Source organism: Paenibacillus sp. MAHUQ-45, from assembly GCF_058133325.1.
Map to the genome: position 1 here is coordinate 632,360 of NZ_JBYUPV010000001.1, position 16,922 is coordinate 649,281.

At 46.0% G+C, this 16,922-nt stretch carries 18 protein-coding genes; 16 read left to right on the forward strand and 2 right to left on the reverse strand.

Annotated elements, in window-relative coordinates; all coding sequences use genetic code 11:
- Positions 1 to 485: 485 nt before the first annotated feature.
- Both msrA and AC3Y23_RS02835 read right to left on the reverse strand, forming a co-directional pair.
- Positions 486 to 1,472, reverse strand: coding sequence for a peptide-methionine (S)-S-oxide reductase MsrA (msrA, locus tag AC3Y23_RS02830; RefSeq protein ID WP_379195382.1), 987 nt, complete (start codon positions 1,470 to 1,472; stop codon positions 486 to 488).
- Between the two features lie 88 nt (positions 1,473 to 1,560).
- The gene (locus tag AC3Y23_RS02835) at positions 1,561 to 2,169 is read right to left on the reverse strand and encodes a TVP38/TMEM64 family protein (protein WP_379195384.1); all 609 of its coding nucleotides are present in this window, start codon (positions 2,167 to 2,169) and stop codon (positions 1,561 to 1,563) included.
- 160 nt (positions 2,170 to 2,329) lie between these two features.
- Here AC3Y23_RS02835 and AC3Y23_RS02840 point away from each other — a divergent pair, with 160 nt between their 5' ends.
- The 16 genes from AC3Y23_RS02840 (at position 2,330) to AC3Y23_RS02915 (ending at position 16,911) form a co-directional block, all read left to right on the forward strand.
- Positions 2,330 to 3,268, forward strand: a complete 939-nt coding sequence (locus AC3Y23_RS02840; RefSeq protein WP_379195386.1) for a Gfo/Idh/MocA family protein — start codon at positions 2,330 to 2,332, stop codon at positions 3,266 to 3,268.
- Positions 3,269 to 3,295: 27 nt separating this feature from the next.
- Positions 3,296 to 3,619: a protein YxiS gene (locus tag AC3Y23_RS02845; protein WP_379195388.1), complete on the forward strand. Its 324-nt coding sequence runs from the start codon at positions 3,296 to 3,298 to the stop codon at positions 3,617 to 3,619.
- A gap of 125 nt (positions 3,620 to 3,744) precedes the next feature.
- Entirely contained in the window at positions 3,745 to 4,062 is a 318-nt protein-coding gene (locus tag AC3Y23_RS02850) for a winged helix-turn-helix transcriptional regulator (RefSeq protein WP_379195390.1), read from the forward strand.
- A gap of 277 nt (positions 4,063 to 4,339) precedes the next feature.
- Positions 4,340 to 5,065, forward strand: a complete 726-nt coding sequence (locus tag AC3Y23_RS02855) for a hypothetical protein (RefSeq protein WP_379195392.1) — start codon at positions 4,340 to 4,342, stop codon at positions 5,063 to 5,065.
- A 122-nt stretch (positions 5,066 to 5,187) separates the two neighbouring features.
- Entirely contained in the window at positions 5,188 to 5,913 is a 726-nt protein-coding gene (gene ric, locus AC3Y23_RS02860) for an iron-sulfur cluster repair di-iron protein (RefSeq protein WP_379195760.1), read from the forward strand.
- 191 nt (positions 5,914 to 6,104) lie between these two features.
- Positions 6,105 to 6,800, forward strand: a complete 696-nt coding sequence (locus AC3Y23_RS02865; protein WP_379195394.1) for a hypothetical protein — start codon at positions 6,105 to 6,107, stop codon at positions 6,798 to 6,800.
- A 226-nt stretch (positions 6,801 to 7,026) separates the two neighbouring features.
- Positions 7,027 to 9,453, forward strand: coding sequence for a nitrite reductase large subunit NirB (nirB, locus tag AC3Y23_RS02870; protein WP_379195396.1), 2,427 nt, complete (start codon positions 7,027 to 7,029; stop codon positions 9,451 to 9,453).
- A 52-nt stretch (positions 9,454 to 9,505) separates the two neighbouring features.
- Positions 9,506 to 9,826: a nitrite reductase small subunit NirD gene (gene nirD, locus AC3Y23_RS02875; protein WP_379195398.1), complete on the forward strand. Its 321-nt coding sequence runs from the start codon at positions 9,506 to 9,508 to the stop codon at positions 9,824 to 9,826.
- Between the two features lie 56 nt (positions 9,827 to 9,882).
- The gene (locus AC3Y23_RS02880; protein ID WP_379195400.1) at positions 9,883 to 10,671 is read left to right on the forward strand and encodes a formate/nitrite transporter family protein; all 789 of its coding nucleotides are present in this window, start codon (positions 9,883 to 9,885) and stop codon (positions 10,669 to 10,671) included.
- Positions 10,672 to 11,247: 576 nt separating this feature from the next.
- Positions 11,248 to 12,204, forward strand: coding sequence for a hypothetical protein (locus tag AC3Y23_RS02885; RefSeq protein ID WP_379195402.1), 957 nt, complete (start codon positions 11,248 to 11,250; stop codon positions 12,202 to 12,204).
- A gap of 49 nt (positions 12,205 to 12,253) precedes the next feature.
- Positions 12,254 to 13,666: a class I adenylate-forming enzyme family protein gene (locus AC3Y23_RS02890; protein ID WP_379195762.1), complete on the forward strand. Its 1,413-nt coding sequence runs from the start codon at positions 12,254 to 12,256 to the stop codon at positions 13,664 to 13,666.
- Between the two features lie 35 nt (positions 13,667 to 13,701).
- Positions 13,702 to 13,938 (forward strand): phosphopantetheine-binding protein, encoded by a 237-nt coding sequence (locus AC3Y23_RS02895; protein WP_379195404.1) that lies wholly within the window; start codon positions 13,702 to 13,704, stop codon positions 13,936 to 13,938.
- 290 nt (positions 13,939 to 14,228) lie between these two features.
- Complete coding sequence (locus AC3Y23_RS02900; RefSeq protein ID WP_379195406.1) at positions 14,229 to 14,735, forward strand: GNAT family N-acetyltransferase; 507 nt, start codon at positions 14,229 to 14,231, stop codon at positions 14,733 to 14,735.
- Positions 14,725 to 15,327 carry a CPBP family intramembrane glutamic endopeptidase gene (locus AC3Y23_RS02905; RefSeq protein ID WP_379195408.1) on the forward strand — a complete coding sequence of 201 codons (603 nt, stop codon included), beginning with the start codon at positions 14,725 to 14,727 and terminating at the stop codon, positions 15,325 to 15,327. The genes AC3Y23_RS02900 and AC3Y23_RS02905 overlap by 11 nt, the downstream gene beginning before the upstream one ends.
- Positions 15,281 to 15,700 (forward strand): hypothetical protein, encoded by a 420-nt coding sequence (locus AC3Y23_RS02910; protein WP_379195410.1) that lies wholly within the window; start codon positions 15,281 to 15,283, stop codon positions 15,698 to 15,700. The genes AC3Y23_RS02905 and AC3Y23_RS02910 overlap by 47 nt, the downstream gene beginning before the upstream one ends.
- A gap of 71 nt (positions 15,701 to 15,771) precedes the next feature.
- The gene (locus AC3Y23_RS02915) at positions 15,772 to 16,911 is read left to right on the forward strand and encodes an acyl-CoA dehydrogenase family protein (protein ID WP_379195412.1); all 1,140 of its coding nucleotides are present in this window, start codon (positions 15,772 to 15,774) and stop codon (positions 16,909 to 16,911) included.
- Positions 16,912 to 16,922 lie beyond the last annotated feature (11 nt).

The following is a 16,922-nucleotide window of genomic DNA, read 5'->3' on the forward strand; positions in this document are numbered from 1 at the left end:
AGGTTCGCGCATTTAGACTAAAAAGCCGCCAAGTCTCACGTGTTTCGTGAGGCTTGGCGGCTTTGTTTTGGTACTACTGTTAAGACATAAAGGTCGATCAGCTAATCGTACTAGATGGTGGTTGTGAACAGCTTAATAGCTCCTGAACTTATATGTCGAAAATTTTAGTTGTGCTCATGCTTAGAATAATGCTCAAGCTCAGACCATACTGAAGCTCGGCCCCATGCTCAAGCACAGACTCAAACTGAAGCTTCAGACCATGCTTAAGCTCAGACCATGCTTAAGCTCAGACCATGCTCAAGCTCAGACCATACTGAAGCTCAGACCCATACTGAAGCTCAGACCGTACTGAAGCTCAGACCGTACTGAAGCTCAGACCATACTGAAGCTCGGCTCCATACTGAAGCACTGACCCATACTGAAGCTCAAGCCCAAACTCAAACTCAAGCCCTGACCATGCTCAAGCCCTACTCCTACTCCCTACGTTAAGCTTGCGGAAAAAGTACGCGATATTCCCCGTAGCCCTCTTCCTCAAGATCTTCTTTGGGCACGAAGCGCAGTGCTGCGGAGTTGATGCAGTAGCGCAGGCCGTTAGGGCCTGGGCCGTCGTTGAATACATGGCCGAGGTGAGAATCGGCTTCTTTACTGCGGACTTCCGTACGGACCATCAGATGGCTGAGGTCGGTCTTTTCCTTGACAGAATAATCACGGATCGGACGGGTGAAGCTCGGCCAGCCGCAGCCGGAGTCGTATTTGTCCTCAGAACTGAACAACGGCTCGCCGGACACGATGTCTACGTAAATGCCATCCCCGTGGTGATCCCAAAACTCGTTGCGGAAAGGAGACTCTGTAGCATTATTTTGTGTCACTTCATATTGAAGCGGAGTCAAACGTGCTCTCAGGCTTTCCTCGTCCTCTTTATGAGACCAATGTTGTTCGATAAAAGCATCCCGGCCAGAGCCCTTACGATAGCGTATGTAATGCCCCGGATTCTTGTGGTGATAGCCTTGATGGTATTCTTCGGCCGGGTAGAACTTGGACGCTGGGAGGATCGGCGTAACGATCGGCTTGGAGAAGCGACCGCTTTCCTGAAGCTCGGTTTTGGAAGCTTCGGCTTCGGCCCGCTGCTCCTCGGAATGGGTGAAGATCGCTGTGCCGTAGGAAGTTCCCCGGTCGTAGAATTGCCCACCTTCATCGGTAGGGTCGATTTGCTGCCAGAACAGCTCCAGAAGCTTGCGATACGGGAAAATATCAGGATTGAACGTAATCTGCACCGCTTCCACATGACCCGTGGTTTCGGAGCATACTTGCTCATACGTAGGATTTTCTGTATGGCCGCCGGTGTAGCCGGAGACTACTTTGATAATGCCCGGCAGCTCCTCAAAAGGGGATACCATGCACCAGAAGCATCCACCTGCGAAAGTGGCTTGTTCCGTCTTGGATTCTATATGATTGTTGTGAACTTCACTCATTAATATCCCTCCATTCAGATAATGCAATTAAATAGATCACAATTTAATTATAAAACAAATATGGGCCGCCTGCCAGCAGTTGCCTCCATCAAATCCCATTTGGACGCTTGCGTAATGACAGTCCTGCTAGGCCAATCACAACTACATACAGCAGGATAGCGACAATGGCGTTGCCCGGATTGCTCAGCCCAGTCCCGCCAAGATACGCAAACAGGGCGATACCAGGGATTTTGCCTAAGGCCGATGCCAGCAGAAAGCTCCAGAAGGGCAGGCCTGCCGCTCCGGCGTAAGCATTAACCGCAGTCTGCGGGATGATTGGTAGCAGCCGGGCCAATACGACAGAGGCGAAGGGACGACGTTCCACAGTAGTTGTGAACTTTTCAAGTGAGGGAATAGAGGCCAGATAGGCTCTGGCCCTGCCCTGGAACCAGTACTTTACACCAATAAACATCAGGGCTGCGGCCAGGTTCGTCGCTAACCAGCAGATAAGCGCACCTGCAAAACTTCCATATACATAACCGAATAATCCGATGACAGCCTTGTAGGGCACAACCGGGAATAAGGCGAGCACAGTGGCCAATCCCACCGACAAAATCGGATTTTGAACATCTCTCATCCAGTCCAGGATATCATTCCTGTAAATAAACGCGGCACCTATGCCCGCAACATACAACAGAATCGGCAACCATTTTCTCATCTTAATATGCCCTTTCCTCCATCTCTTCATCTCATCATACTGAAAAAAACGAAAATATTGAAGCAAAGGTCATTTGTCGGCGTATCAGTTCAAGGTATAATAGCTGGAAGAGTACATACGGGATGAACATCCTGACTTCAAGAGGGGGATAGCTCAAGCAATGATAATAGCTCCTGATCGAAAAAGAGTTGCGTTGGTCGGAATTGGCGGCATTGCGCGCAAAGTATATCTGCCGCTGCTGGCTAACCATCCGCAAGCCGAGGTGGCGGGCGTGCTCAGCCGTTCATCGAGAACTGTTCAGGATACGGTGGAGACATATCGTTTTCCCCAAGGTACTACAGATCTGAATGAATTGTTGTCCTGGAATGTGGATGCCGTATTTGTGCATAGCCCAACACCCACCCATTATGATATCGTTATGGAATGTCTTGAACGCAAAGTATCGGTCTATGTAGATAAGCCGCTCTCCTATAACCTGAAGGAGTCGCAGGAAATGGCCCGTTTTGCCCAGGCGCAGGGAGTTCTGCTGGCTGTAGGCTTTAACCGCCGATATGCTCCTTTGTATGTAGGGGCGAAGGCTTGGCTGGAGCAAGGTGGCGGCATCAGCCACTGTACGGCTGTTAAGCATCGTACACAGCTTCAGTCCGGCAGCAGCCGGGAGACGGTGTATGATGACCTGATACATATGCTGGATCTGCTGCTATGGCTGTGCGGTAATGACTATGAGCTATTACGCTCTATGCTACAGAGCAACGACGAGGGTCAACTGCTACAATCCACGGGTCTGCTCAGTTGGAAGAGCGAAGCGTCAGGGATGTTCAGTATGGTCCGGGATGCCGGGACTGATCTGGGGAAGCTGGAGCTACATGGGAATGGCAGATCAGCGGAAGTAGTGAATCTGGAAACGGCGGTACTCTATGAAAAGGATGGCTTGCCGCGCAGTCTGGGCTTTGGCAGCTGGGACACCATACTTCAGAGAAGAGGCTTTAGCGGCGCGGTGGAAGATTTTCTAAGTCATATCGATACTCCAGAGCAATGCGGCATTGCAGCCGCAGCCGTATTGGCAAGCCATAGACTAGCGGAAGAGCTTACGGATTGAGGAGAATAGAAAGGGGAAAGACATACGATGGATGACCAGCGTAAACAAATGGAAGAACAGATTATTGAGAGTTACAAGCGTGATGAAGAAATGATGATTCTTGTCTTTGCCCAGTGGTGCGTGAATAATAAGCTAGACCCGCATGCCTTGTATTTGCAGGCCTACCCGCATCAGGAGAATAATGCAGCTCTTCATCATGCGCTCTCCTTAACGGTACCGGAGGAAGAAGCCGGATTCATCTCGAATGATACGGTGCTGGGCGTTTTGTCGCTGTACGGCAATGATGATCTGGCCTTTGTAGTCACTGAAGCGATCGCGGAACAGGCGTCTGCACAGGGTAACGGAGAGTAGCAAAAACCGGAAATTATTAGGTCAGTGTTAACTTTTTTTTGGCAAACGATGTTCATTAGGGTTGAAGTGTGGTAAAATTTTATATACTAACTAATAGTAAGTTTTATTAGTGAGAGGTGAGAACAATGGAACAACATCAACTAGCCCTGTGTCCGAGATTCGAGACAGCCTTTTCTTTTCTGGGCAAGCGTTGGAATGGACTTATTATCCAGACATTAATGAGCGGACCAAAGCGCTTTAAAGATATTTCGGGTCTGATCCCTTCGATGAGCGATAAGATGCTGTCTGAGCGGATGAAGGATCTGGAATGTGAAGGCATTCTGGTACGTCATGTTTACCCGGAAACTCCGGTACGCATCGAGTATGAATTGACAGACAAAGGCCGTGCGCTTGAACCTGTCATGGAACAAATTTCTGTATGGGCCGAGAGCTGGGTCGAGTAGCTTAGCCCTGGCAATACGTCCTGTTGACTGCCCCTTTCTTCCATTATTGAAGAAGGGGGTTTTTCATCATCTATCTAAAAATTGGATAAAGAAGTATTGCACGATTTAATGCTTTATGTAATATAATAGAAAAAACATTGCCCAGTCCCTGATGGATCGCTTACCCATTGAGTTTTGCCTGTAGTCCGGCGTAAAGTTCTGCAAACAGCCCGGGTACTTCCGGTAGCTGCTTGAGATGTAAGCTTTAGATTCAGCATAACAATCAGGAGGCGAGGAGATGAAGACTACCCTGTTTTCCCGGGAAATAACGTATGGAAAAAAGGATGTTGCCGAGCTGGAAGCTGCTTCGATCAAGGTGCAGCTTATTTATGACAAGACACTGTTTATGCTTCACAGCCATCTTCCCCAGTCCTTGTGGGATGCGTGGATCGGTGTGCCCTACAACATTATATCGTCCCTTTATAAGGGGGATAATGATGGCGGAACTGTTTTTCAAAAGTGGATCCAAGGCCCGACAGGCTGGAAATGTATTGGGTGTGAACGTCATTGTCTGGAATCTACGTCACCACCGGCTGAAGTCCGGCCATCGGGTGTACAACGGCAGTACAAGTTCCACAATGGCATCAGACAAAGCATGGTACTTCAGGCTGTAATCTGGTCCTTGTATGAGGATACGGTATTGTTCGAACCTTTTTTGGGCGCTGAGCCCTTTTTGACTGAAGAGGACCTGGATACGATTTCCTCTTACTTCGTGCCAACCTATCTGAGCCAAGTTCCTTTACATGAGCTTTCGAAGCCCTGTAAAGAGTATAAAGATCAACATATTCGTGTATACCAGGAGTGGATTTCGGCACCCGATGTGGTCCTTCAATGGGATGGTGGGCTGACGGAAGGACGTTGGATGACTGGTGTTTATATGGATCATGCCCGGTTTGCCGGACTTGGCCCTTATGTGAAGGATGCCAAAGGCAAGCGTACGTATATGCAGGCCTTTGTTCAATAAAATGATCTAATTGCTGTGTGTTAAATCACAAGTCAAGGTTTCTATCGGGGGTAAGGTAGAAGGGGAGAACAACCCGAACTGCCAACCGAAGGAGGAACCCGCAAATGACGATGAGACAACCTATGGATAAAGATACAGCCTCCCGGCCAACGCCGGAAATCAATTTGAGCACTGAAACATGGGTAAGAGATGTAGTACTACAATTTCCTAAATCTGCGGATTATTTTAAAGCTAACCGTATCGATTTCTGCTGTGGCGGAGCCAAACCACTTGGGGAAGCTGTCACTGAACGGGGATTGGACAAGGAGGCTGTACTGGCCGATCTGAACAAAATGCTGAAGGAACATCCGGTTCTGGAAGAAGAAACGGTGTGGAACCACGCTTCTTCCTCTGAACTAATCGAGCATATTGTGAACAAGCATCATCAGTACCTGCGCCAGGAGTTGCCCCTGATTGCACAGAATGTCAACAAAGTATTTCGTGTTCATGGCGGAGACTCTCCGCATTTGGCCCAAATGCACGCGCTGTTCCACAAGCTGATGGACGAATTGCTTGATCATACAGCCAAGGAAGAGGATGCACAGTTCCCGAGGATTTTGGCATATGATGCTGATTCGGGAAAAGCTAGTTTGACAGAATTGCGTGCAGCGCTGGATGAACTGGAAGGCGAGCATGATGCTGCAGGCGATATTTTACTGCAGATTCGCAGAATTACTGATGATTTCACACCTCCGGAACATGCGTGCACCACGTACCGGTTGACCTATGCACGTCTGGAAGAGTTAGAAGGGATGACATTTGAACATATTCATCTGGAGAACAATATCTTATTTCCCAGATATCAATAGAAGTAGAACTGCAAAGAGCCCCTTCGGGGACTCTTTTTTATACTATCAGTAGGTATAATCTCCTGATTTTACATTGAGAACGTGGCTGGCTTCGGTTATCCTAAAGGGAGACGGAATACGAAGTGATTACAGCCTGAGACACTACTAGCGGATGTTGTCGTCGGGAAGATAGGGCGGTGCCGGAAATGCCCATGAGAGGGTTGGGGCGTTTGTTGCTAGGTTTGTTCATTATTATGACTTTAGGTGGATGTTCCTCTGTCCTAGGAACCAAAGCAGAAGTTATTACAGGTCCTGAGGGACCGACATTCTCCTTAATGGTTGGTGACAAAGAGCTGGCTGACAGCACGGAAAGATTGTTAAGCGGCACTTATAGAAAGGGAATCACGATTCTTGAACTGCTGCAGGACAGCGGTGCTGCTGTATTTGCAGAAGACGGAATGAAGATCCTCGCTGTAACCAATGTGTCCCTGGGGCCAGAAATGGAATGGGAAGTGCAAATGGACGGTAAGGTTATCAGTAATACGAATTGGAAGAGTAGCCCAGTTCATGATAATGCACGTCTTGTTATTATGGCAAAGTCGGATGCCGGAGGCAAAGAACCGGAATCAGTCTTCCTATACGTGAACGGTGGAAGTGAACAAGAGAGCCTGACACATATGTATGTGATGAGCTTTACAAGTGATCTCTCCGTCAGAAGCCTGCTGAAAAACTGCGGAATGATTCAACTGTCAGAAGACAACCAGAGGATTCAGGCAGTGAAAGGACATACGTCACTGACCAGTGAAATATGGCATTTGCGCGTAAATGGCAAAAAGCTGATGGACAACGGAATGGACATGAAGCTTCGGCCGATGGATGAGTTGGAGATTTCCTTAGGACTACGATAATAACAATACATAACAGCCAGATCACCTATTAGAAATAGGGGGTCTGGCTATTTCTGTTGTGCTAACAAGGGTTTATTTTTATGGAGGAATCATTATTGAATATAATGTGAAAACATTCACATTTACTGTGACTGCAATCACCATCGCGGTTTAAATTTGAAATGTATACTTTCATTATTAGGAAATATCTAGAGAGCACGCAGAAGCATAGAGGAGGCATCTAACTATGACAGCAAACAGAGAAAAGTTAGTATTAGTCGGCAACGGGATGGCCGGAATTGGCACTGTGGAGCAGATTTTAAAGCTTGGTGGCGCGTACGAGATTACCGTAATTGGTAGTGAACCTCACCCTAATTACAACCGTATCATGCTTTCTTATGTTCTGGAAGGCAGTAAGACCACCGAGGACATTATCCTGAATAATTGGAACTGGTATGAGGACAATGGGATTACACTGCATACAGGAACAACGGCTACGCGTATCGATACAGCGTCACGGGAGATCCACACAGATAGCGGATTGGTGATTCCCTACGACAAAGCCATCATCGCAACGGGATCGAATTCGTTCATTCTACCGGTGCCGGGCAGCGACAAGGAAGGGGTAGTAGGCTTCCGCGATATTGCAGATTGTGAGGCTATGCTAGCAGCAGCTCAGCAGTACAACAAAGCAGCTGTGATTGGCGGGGGGCTTCTCGGTTTGGAGGCGGCTAAAGGTCTGGTCAATCTGGGCATGGATGTTACAGTCGTGCATCTGATGGAAGATTTAATGGAGCGCCAGCTTGACCGGAGTGCCTCTTCAATGCTGCAAGCTGAGCTTGAGCGTCAGGGTGTGAAATTTGCGATGGGCATGCAGACGGTAGAGCTGACTGGTGAGCAGCGGGTAAGTGGCCTACGCTTCAGCGATGGCAGCGAGTTAGCAGCTGATTTTGTCGTCATGGCTGTCGGGATTAAGCCGAACGTGCAATTGGCGAAGGATAGTGATCTTGAAGTAAACCGCGGAATTGTTGTGAATGACTATCTGCAAACCTCTGCAGAGGGAGTGTATTCTGTGGGCGAGTGTACGGAGCACCGGGGCGTATGTTATGGTCTCGTCGCACCGTTGTTTGAGCAGGGGATGGTACTTGCAAAGCATTTGTGCGGTGTGGACACGAAGCCATATGAAGGTTCCGTGGTGTCGACCAAGCTGAAAATCTCCGGTGTGGATGTATTTTCTGCTGGCGAATTCATAGATACCCCCGAACATACGGTGATCTCTGCCAAAGATGAATGGAAACGAACATACAAGAAGATTTTGCTGAAAAACAATATTATCGTCGGCGCAGTCCTGTTCGGAGATGTGACAGAATCGGCTAACTTGCAGAAGCTTGTGAAGCAAGGCGCGGAAATGACGGATGATATCTATGCGGAGGTTATGGGCACTGGCTGCTGCGGAAATGGTGATGCCAAAAAGGGCTTGTCAGTAGAGTCCATGGCCGATGAAGAGATTGTCTGCGGCTGTAATGGTGTAACCAAGAAGGCGATAGTAGACGCTGTGACCGAGAATGGTTTCACGACTGTGGACGAGATTAAGGCTTGCACGGGTGCAACACGCTCCTGCGGCGGCTGCAAGCCTGTAGTTGAGCAGATTCTGCAATTTGTACTGGGTGATAGCTTCCAGCAAAGTGCCAAACAGGGCATTTGCAGCTGTACCTCCTTAAGCCGGGATGAGATCGTAGCAGAGATTCATGCGAAAGGTCTGAAGACCAGCAAAGAGGTCATGCATGTACTGGGCTGGACTCAGGAGGAAGGCTGCTCCAAGTGCCGGCCGGCTATTAACTATTACCTGGGTATGACATATCCCGATACGTATGAGGACGAGAAGGAATCGCGTTTCGTCAATGAGAGAATGGGGGCCAACATCCAGAAGGACGGCACCTATACTGTAATTCCGCGGATGTACGGTGGGGTGACGACACCAGAGGATTTGAAGAAAATCGCCGATGTTTCCCTCAAGTACGACGTTAAAGTGGTCAAAGTCACTGGCGGACAGCGTCTCGATCTGATCGGTGTGAAGAAGGAAGATCTGCCCAAGGTGTGGGAAGAGCTCGATATGCCTTCCGGCTATGGTTATGCCAAATCGCTACGTACCGTTAAGACCTGTGTGGGATCGCAGTTCTGCCGTTTCGGCACCCAGGATTCCATGGGCATGGGCGCTTTGATGGAGCGCAAGTACGAACGACTCGACTTCCCGGCAAAATTTAAAATGGCCGTCAACGGCTGTCCGCGCAACTGTGCGGAATCCTGCACCAAGGATATCGGCATCGTCGGCAATGATGGTGGCTGGGAGGTCTTTATCGGGGGCAACGGCGGGATTAAGCCGCGGATTGCGGATTCATTCTGCAAGGTCAAAACCGATGAGGAATTGATTAAAGTGTGCTCCGCTGTGATGCAGTATTACCGCGAAACTGGCAACTATCTGGAGAGAACGTCCGAGTGGGTAGAGCGAATGGGACTTGAGAACATTCAGAACGTCATTCTGGAGAATGAGAGCAACCGTAAGGAATTGGCGGCACGAATTGATTTTGCCCTGGCCCAGGTTACCGATCCTTGGAAAAAAATGCTGAACGACGACAGCACCCGCTCGGCTCTGTTCGAGACGGCAAAGATCTAGCCGAATACAGGCCGGCCGGAATATGAATGAATGCGAAAAAGGAGCGAGAACGATGGAAATGACGAAGCAGGAATATGCGATCGGCGAAGTGCAGGATTTTCTGCCGCAAATCGGTCGGGTAGTGAGGGCGGGGCAGACTGAGCTGGCTGTTTTCCGTACCTCTGACGGGACTTTTTATGCTGTGGAGAACCGCAGCCCTCATCCGAAGGGCGGACCGCTCGCGGAAGGAATCGTATCCGGCTATTACCTGTATGATCCACTATACGATTGGAAGATTGATCTGCGCTCCGGCGAGGTTCAGGCACCAGATCAGGGCAGAGTCGCAACCTATTCCGTTCAGACCGAAGACAATAAGGTGAAGGTCCGCGTGTAGCCTGATCGATTAAGCGTGATAAGTATTGTGAATCAGAAACAGCGGGGGGAATAGGTATGTTTGCACAAAATGTGGAGAATATCGTTGAAGCAGCTGTTTATAAACGCGATAAAATGAATGAAAGTCTGCCCAAATATTTTCTGGCAGCACTGCTGGCCGGGGCCTATGTCGGGATCGGCATTATCCTAATCTTTTCACTTGGAGCGCCACTGGCAGCACTCAAGTCACCATTTCAATCGCTGATTATGGGAGCTTCCTTCGGGATCGCGCTGACCCTTGTTGTCTTTGCGGGCTCGGAGCTGTTTACCGGGAATAATATGTTTTTTACAGCAAGCACGCTTGCAGGCAGAACTAGCATTGGGGATACCCTGAAGAACTGGGTGATCGTCTTTCTTGGCAATCTGGCAGGTGCTGTGGTTCTTGCCCTTCTGATTCAAGGAACGGGACTGTTCAAGGCGGCTCCGGCTGAACATCTGATTTTTACGGCTGCTGCCAAAAAAATGAGTCTACCATACGCAGAGCTGTTCTTCCGCGGCATTCTTTGTAACTGGCTGGTCTGTCTGGCCCTATGGATGTCCTCGCGAGCCAAGAGTGAGACTGCCAAGCTGGTGCTGATCTGGTGGTGTCTGTTCGCGTTCATCGCCAGCGGCTATGAGCATAGCGTAGCCAACATGACGCTGCTGAGTCTGGCCCTGCTCCTTCCAGGCCACCCTGAAACTATCTCGCTGGCAGGATGGCTGCACAACATGATTCCCGTAACGCTCGGCAATATTGTTGGCGGAGGCGTCTTTGTCGGTATGGCCTACTGTCTGATTTCACCTGTGCGCGGGGAAGGCAAGAAGTGAACGGTTAGGTCTATTAGATTGAACAAACTATAATGAACAATATGACATGTCTCCAAAGTGATTAGGGGGCATGTTTTTTTGTTCACTTTTTTGACTTAGGGCTAAGCTAGAACAAGCAAGGTTTCAGGATAATTCAAAATAATTCATAAAATGTTCTAAATTCATTAGACTGTAATATATTATGAAGTATTATTTTACAATTATGTTACATATGTTGATTTATATACCTAATAGAACTATATTATCTATTATTATACAATAAAAAGGGATTTCCTGGTAGTTAATGTGACTGCATACTTAAGGCAGGTGCTGCAATGCTGTATGAATGGAATGGTATACACAGTATTATGCTCAAAGATTAAGTGCTTAAGGGGAATTAGCAATCCTATGAGAGTACGCTTACAGAGCAGCTAGAGACTTCTTCTAAGTTTTAGTATGAATTGAAATGAGGAAAAAGGGAGCTTTTTCGGGAATATTGTACGAAATTTCACAATCTTTATCTGTAAGCTCGAACTTTATACTGGCTGGAAAGGCTCCGCACAATAAAAATAGAATGAAAAATAATCGGTGTAATTGATGGAGTTGGTTAATATTACTGATATTTCACAAAATAAGTATACAACAAAACTATCTAATTATTGTCTGACAGGTAGTATTCGAAATCAGATGTCCGCTTTAAGAGTGAATATCCTTGAATCGGATTTGATTTGCTGCGATAACATGCTGAACACTGAATACGACCTCTCATTGGGGGGGATCACAAGTCCTATTAAGTGGTTTATCGATCAAAATTGCTCAAGACTGGGCATTCGCTTGATCAGATATACAGCACACCAACGTGAACAGATAGTTAGCGCGTTAGCGGCTAAGCAGAGAGTAATTTTACACATAGACAGCAGGTGTCTAACCTACTCTCCGCTTTTCAAAACGAAAATAACCGTACATACCAACCATTATATTAATCTATTAGGCTTGGATGGAAGCCAATTATACATCAGTGATTCTTACATTCCAACATTACCTCCCTCTACATATGAAGGAACGATTGGCGTTAGTGAAGATTATATAAACAAGTCCACGGTTTTCATTCTGGAGCAAGTAAATGTTAAGCAGTTAACTGAAAATGAACGGAAAAACTGTATTGAACAATCCATTAAAAATTATTTATATCCCAATAGTATCGGTATTGACCACTATAACAGATTAGCCAATGATGTATCTTCCGTGATGAACGGGGAAAGTGTTGCGGAGGTTAAGAGCATCATGATGGAAATGGCCTCTTGTCTTGTTGTTAGCGGGCTGTATGCTTCCCGTATACTGTTTCTTGAAACGATCCTTCACAGCAATCTGCCTGACGAGAAAAAAACAGTTGCCAATAGACAGTTCACCGAACTTAGCACTATGTATATGAGCTTGAAGTTGTTGTTAACCAAATGCTCGTTCTCTAACCGCAAAGCTGACTATCTTTCCGTTCTTCATCGGCTGCAAGCTATTAAGGAACTGGAGACAGATGCATTGAAAAACTTGATTTAAGAAAGGGAGAATTATGAATTATAACAACTTGTGCGACATTTTGGATAATATGAGAGAAAGTGATAAAACAGCTTTAATCAATCTGGACCAAGAGCAGCTATCCTACCAAGAATTGTATACCTCTTCTAACAATTTTGCGAAATATTTACAAGAAAGTAGTGTAAATGTAATCACGCTTCTACCGAATGACTTATCTTATGTGGTCGCATTATTCGGGATTTGGTATGCAAGCAGAACGGCCGTACCTCTTGGAGTTGATCTTACAGACAGCGCTATATGCACCATCGCGGAATTTTGTGAAGCAGACACCATTATTATTGAAGCGAAAGACAGCGGCCGAGATTTCGGTCGTTTGAAACCGATTATTATAAACAAGCATTTGTTCGATCAGCACAAGCTAACCGTCCAGCCCGGCTTCCTGCAGATCAGTCCCAATTCAATAGCATTGCTGCTGTCCACCACTGGGACCTCTTCCAGTCCGAAATACGTGCAATTGACTCATGACAACATTTTGTCCGCGGTAAAAGGAATTTCAACGGCGTTTGAACTGGTTGAGGACTGTTGCGAATTGATTATCGGACCGCTCGGCTTTAGCACATCATTGGTTGCCCAACTGATGGTGGTACTGTATTCCAAAGGTAAATTGGTGATCTATAGCGGCCCTATTAACCCGCAGAGAATTGCTAGGCTTATTAAGCAATATAACGTTACCTTTACAGGTGCCACCACTTCTCTAGCTAAACTGATCTTTAATAATAATGCCCCCGAAGAGTTGTCTTCCCTTAAGGGCTTGGTCACAGGCGGCGAACCTGTAACAAAAGAATTTATCGAAATGCTGTCCCAATCCTATCCGCATTGCAGAGTCATGCAGTGTTACGGATTGACAGAAACTTCTTCTATGGCCACAGGTTATATTTCTGATGCAGAAGTACCAATCGGCTCAGCTGGTAAAGCCATGTCTCATGTGCAAATTCGAATTGTTAACGAGAACGGCGAGGAATGTCCAGCCGGAGTCCGCGGTGAAATTCTTTTTAGAGGAGATAGTGTCACCAAGGGATATTACAAGAATGATAGCCTTAATGCAGCAGCCTTTGATAATGGCTGGTTCAAAACCGGAGATATTGGCATGCTTGACGAGCAAGGATACTTATTTATTCTGGGACGACTCAAAAATATGCTGATTGTAGGCGGACAGAATGTATATCCTGAGGAGGTTGAAGAGTGTTTGCTCTCCCATCCACTTGTGCAGAATGCATATGTTTACGGGGAGGAGCATGAGGTGCTTGGAGAAGCGCCGGTAGCCAAAGTGGTTCTAAAACCGGAGGCTGTAATAACGGAAAATGAGCTTTACCGTCATTGTAAGGAGCGACTAAGCAGCTTGAAAATTCCTAAACGGATTATCTTTGAAGACAAGATCAGCTTGAATGCAATGGGTAAGCAAATCCGGATAAAGAGAGAGTAGTGCATATGTTAAATAAAACTATGATAACCGAGAAGATGTACGACATCATCCGTAAACATTCGCCTGTTAGTGAAATTTTAGGCTCCATGACGTTATTGGATGACTTGAGAATCGATTCCCTGAGTTATATTGCGATTGTTACTAAGGTGGAGGACGAGTTTGATTTTCAATTTCCTGAGGATGACTTGAATGTTACCCCCGAATTTACGCTTTCCGATTTTATCTGCTTGGTTGAAGACATGCTTGCAGGAAATATTAAGGCAAGTTCATAGAATGTTGAGCAATGTACATCGCCTTAAGGAGGGAGGGAATATGATGCTGAAAATGGTGAAGAAAATTCTTAAAGTGAAAAGCACTGAACTGGAAGTGCCACAAATGCTGAAACACAATCCGAATGCTTAATTAGCGCCATTTTGCTATATAGTCTTGCTGTATTTACTAATATAGCTGTTTGATAGTGGTTAAGAACTCTTAACTAGAATCAATTTATAGAGAATGGCGATGTGCATTGATGAGTATTCTATGAGCCCATGTTGAGGCATTTCTGATTAGGAAGTGGATTATGAAACGGGTTGAACACGAAATTATAATCAAGCAGGCGTCATTACCCGAAGAGAAGAGTTTTGTTTCAGAATGTATGGAAATGCCCGATTTTAGGGCGTTTATCGGCGAGTACACAGATGCCCATCTTCAGGAAGCATATCTTTTCTATTATGAAGAGGAACGGTTGGGCGTATTTTGGCCTCAGATTTCTTGTCGTACAGGAGTTTCCATTGCTATACCAAGCATCTATATGAAACGGCGTATGAGTAGATACACGGTAGTATGCATAGGCAGAATGCTGGCGGATCTGTTCACCCGTTTTCAGGTAGAGAAGGTGCTGGTGCCTATTTACAGTAACAATAAAGCGGTGATCAATGCGATGAAGAACTACAACGTTTTTCTGGAAGGAGTATTCCGTCACGGACTGATTGTAGAAGGTGAGCCTGTTGACATCTGCTATTACTCGATTTTGCAGGAAGAGTTTGAACCGATGAAAGCTACATACCGAGAGATTTATGGAAATTAACATTATTGTCCTGACCATATTGCTTGCCGTATATTACGTTGCCAAGAGGTACGTGAAGTTTTCCTTAGTAATATTGATTGAATTTCTGATGATGCTTGCCTACTACAATCATAAAACGCTGCATTTTGAACTGAAGCAATTCATCTTTATTCCTGTGGGTTTTATCCTCTCATCCTTTCTGACCTCTCTGACCACGCTGGCTGTGAAAAGAGTATGGATAAAGCCTGATATTAAAATACCCATTGATAATCTGCAAGTAGTTACAGGTATTTGGGAGGAGATACTTTGGCGGAATGTTATGCTTTTAGTTATCGCCCAAAATATTGATTTTTTTTTCAAAGGCTCATTAAACCTGCTGACTGCTATTGTGGTAACTACGCTTCTCTTTGTCGTTTTTCATAGATATAACAGCACGTTGGATTATATCGAGATGTATGTTTTCTCACTTTGTCTAGCCGTTAGCTTCATTTATGTACCCTATCTAAATATTGGGCTACACATTGGGAGAAATTGTTTTATTTTAAAATTACAGGAGAACAAAAAACGTGAAGAGATGGAAAAATATATCGATCGTCAAAGTCAAAGCGGATGAAATTGATGAGTCCAAATTGTTCTGGAAAACTAGCGTTTCTACAGATTTGTTCGTCTCTGAAAGTTATGCCGTGTGGATAAAACATCGGATCAGCTGCTATTTTTTAGTCAGTGTACATGGAGTTTATGCTAATGTCTCTCTAATGTTTAACCGGTTGCTGTTCAATGCCAAATTGACTCAGGCCATATGTGCATACATTTTTGAACAGTGGCCCTCTTGTCGCAAAATTGCGATTTACTTGCTGGAGAGTGATTGGTATGGCTGTTATTTGGCAAGAGCAGCGGGTTTTTCGGAAGAAGTTGTATTTAGGAAACATTACCGCATCGACGGGCAGAAAATGAATTGCATCGTGTTTTCTGTTGTGAAAGGTTAACTGAGGTTTTATGACACAAGGAGGGAGTGAGACTTCGAGGTGGATAATTTTTGCTTCGGATGTCGCCTGTTATGAACTATACACTAACGCAAGAGCAGAAAGAATTAAGGGATGAAGTTATCCGCTTCACATCAGCTCGATTGAATGATCCGAATGAACGGGGTGGCTTCTCGCACAAACTGTGGAACAGGGTGTCGGAATTTGGTCTGCTTAGTCTTAACCTGCCTGAAGAATACAGCGGAATGAATCAGAATTATTTGACAGCTGCAGTTGTGTACGAAGCATTGGGTTACGCCTGTGAGAATAATGGACTAGTGTTTGCCATTAACAATCATGTGTGGGTATGTCAACAGTTGATTTATTTGTACGGTTCTCAAAGGCTGAAGAATAAGTACCTTCCGCGGATGGCCCGCGGAGAAATGATTGGCGCAATCGCCATCACCGAGCCGGATGCCGGATCCGATGCGTACTCCATGCGGACTGCTGCGTCGAAGCAAGAAGATGGATATGTTCTTTCTGGGAACAAAATGTTTATCTCTAACGGGACGGTAGCGGATATATTTGTCGTCTTTACGAAAGCGGGCTTGGATAACAGGCTGACTGCTTTTATTGTAGAGAAAAGTTTTGATGGCATAGAGATTGGTCAAGACATTGAAAAAATGGGACTAGAAGGCTGCCCGATGGCCGAAGTTTCTTTTACGGACTGTACTATTCCCACTGAGAATATTCTCGGAGAGGTAGGCTTTGGTGATCATATTCTGCGGGATGCTCTTGAGCTTGAACGCTGTTATGAGTTTGCTCCCCATGTCGGGGCCATGCAAAGAGTTATGGAAAGGTGCCTGCAGTATGTCGATGAGCGGGAGCAGTTCGGCCGTAAGCTGTCAGCGTATCAGGCAGTAACCCATAAGATTGCGGATATGAGAATGAAAATAGAGTTGTCCAAGCTGATGCTCTATAAAATCGCGGCTTTAAGGGACAACGGTAAGAATACCTATATGGAGACGTCTATATTCAAACTTTTTGTCAGCGAGGCTTACATTAAAACATGTCAGGACGCCATGCAAATATTCGGCGCCTACGGCTATACAAAAGAGTATGGTCTGGAGCAGGAACTCAGGGATGCGATGGCTTCCACTATTTATTCTGGCACATCCGAAATGCAACGAAATACCATCTTCACCTTAACTCAAAGTTCTATGTTATTTAAATAGATTACAAAGTA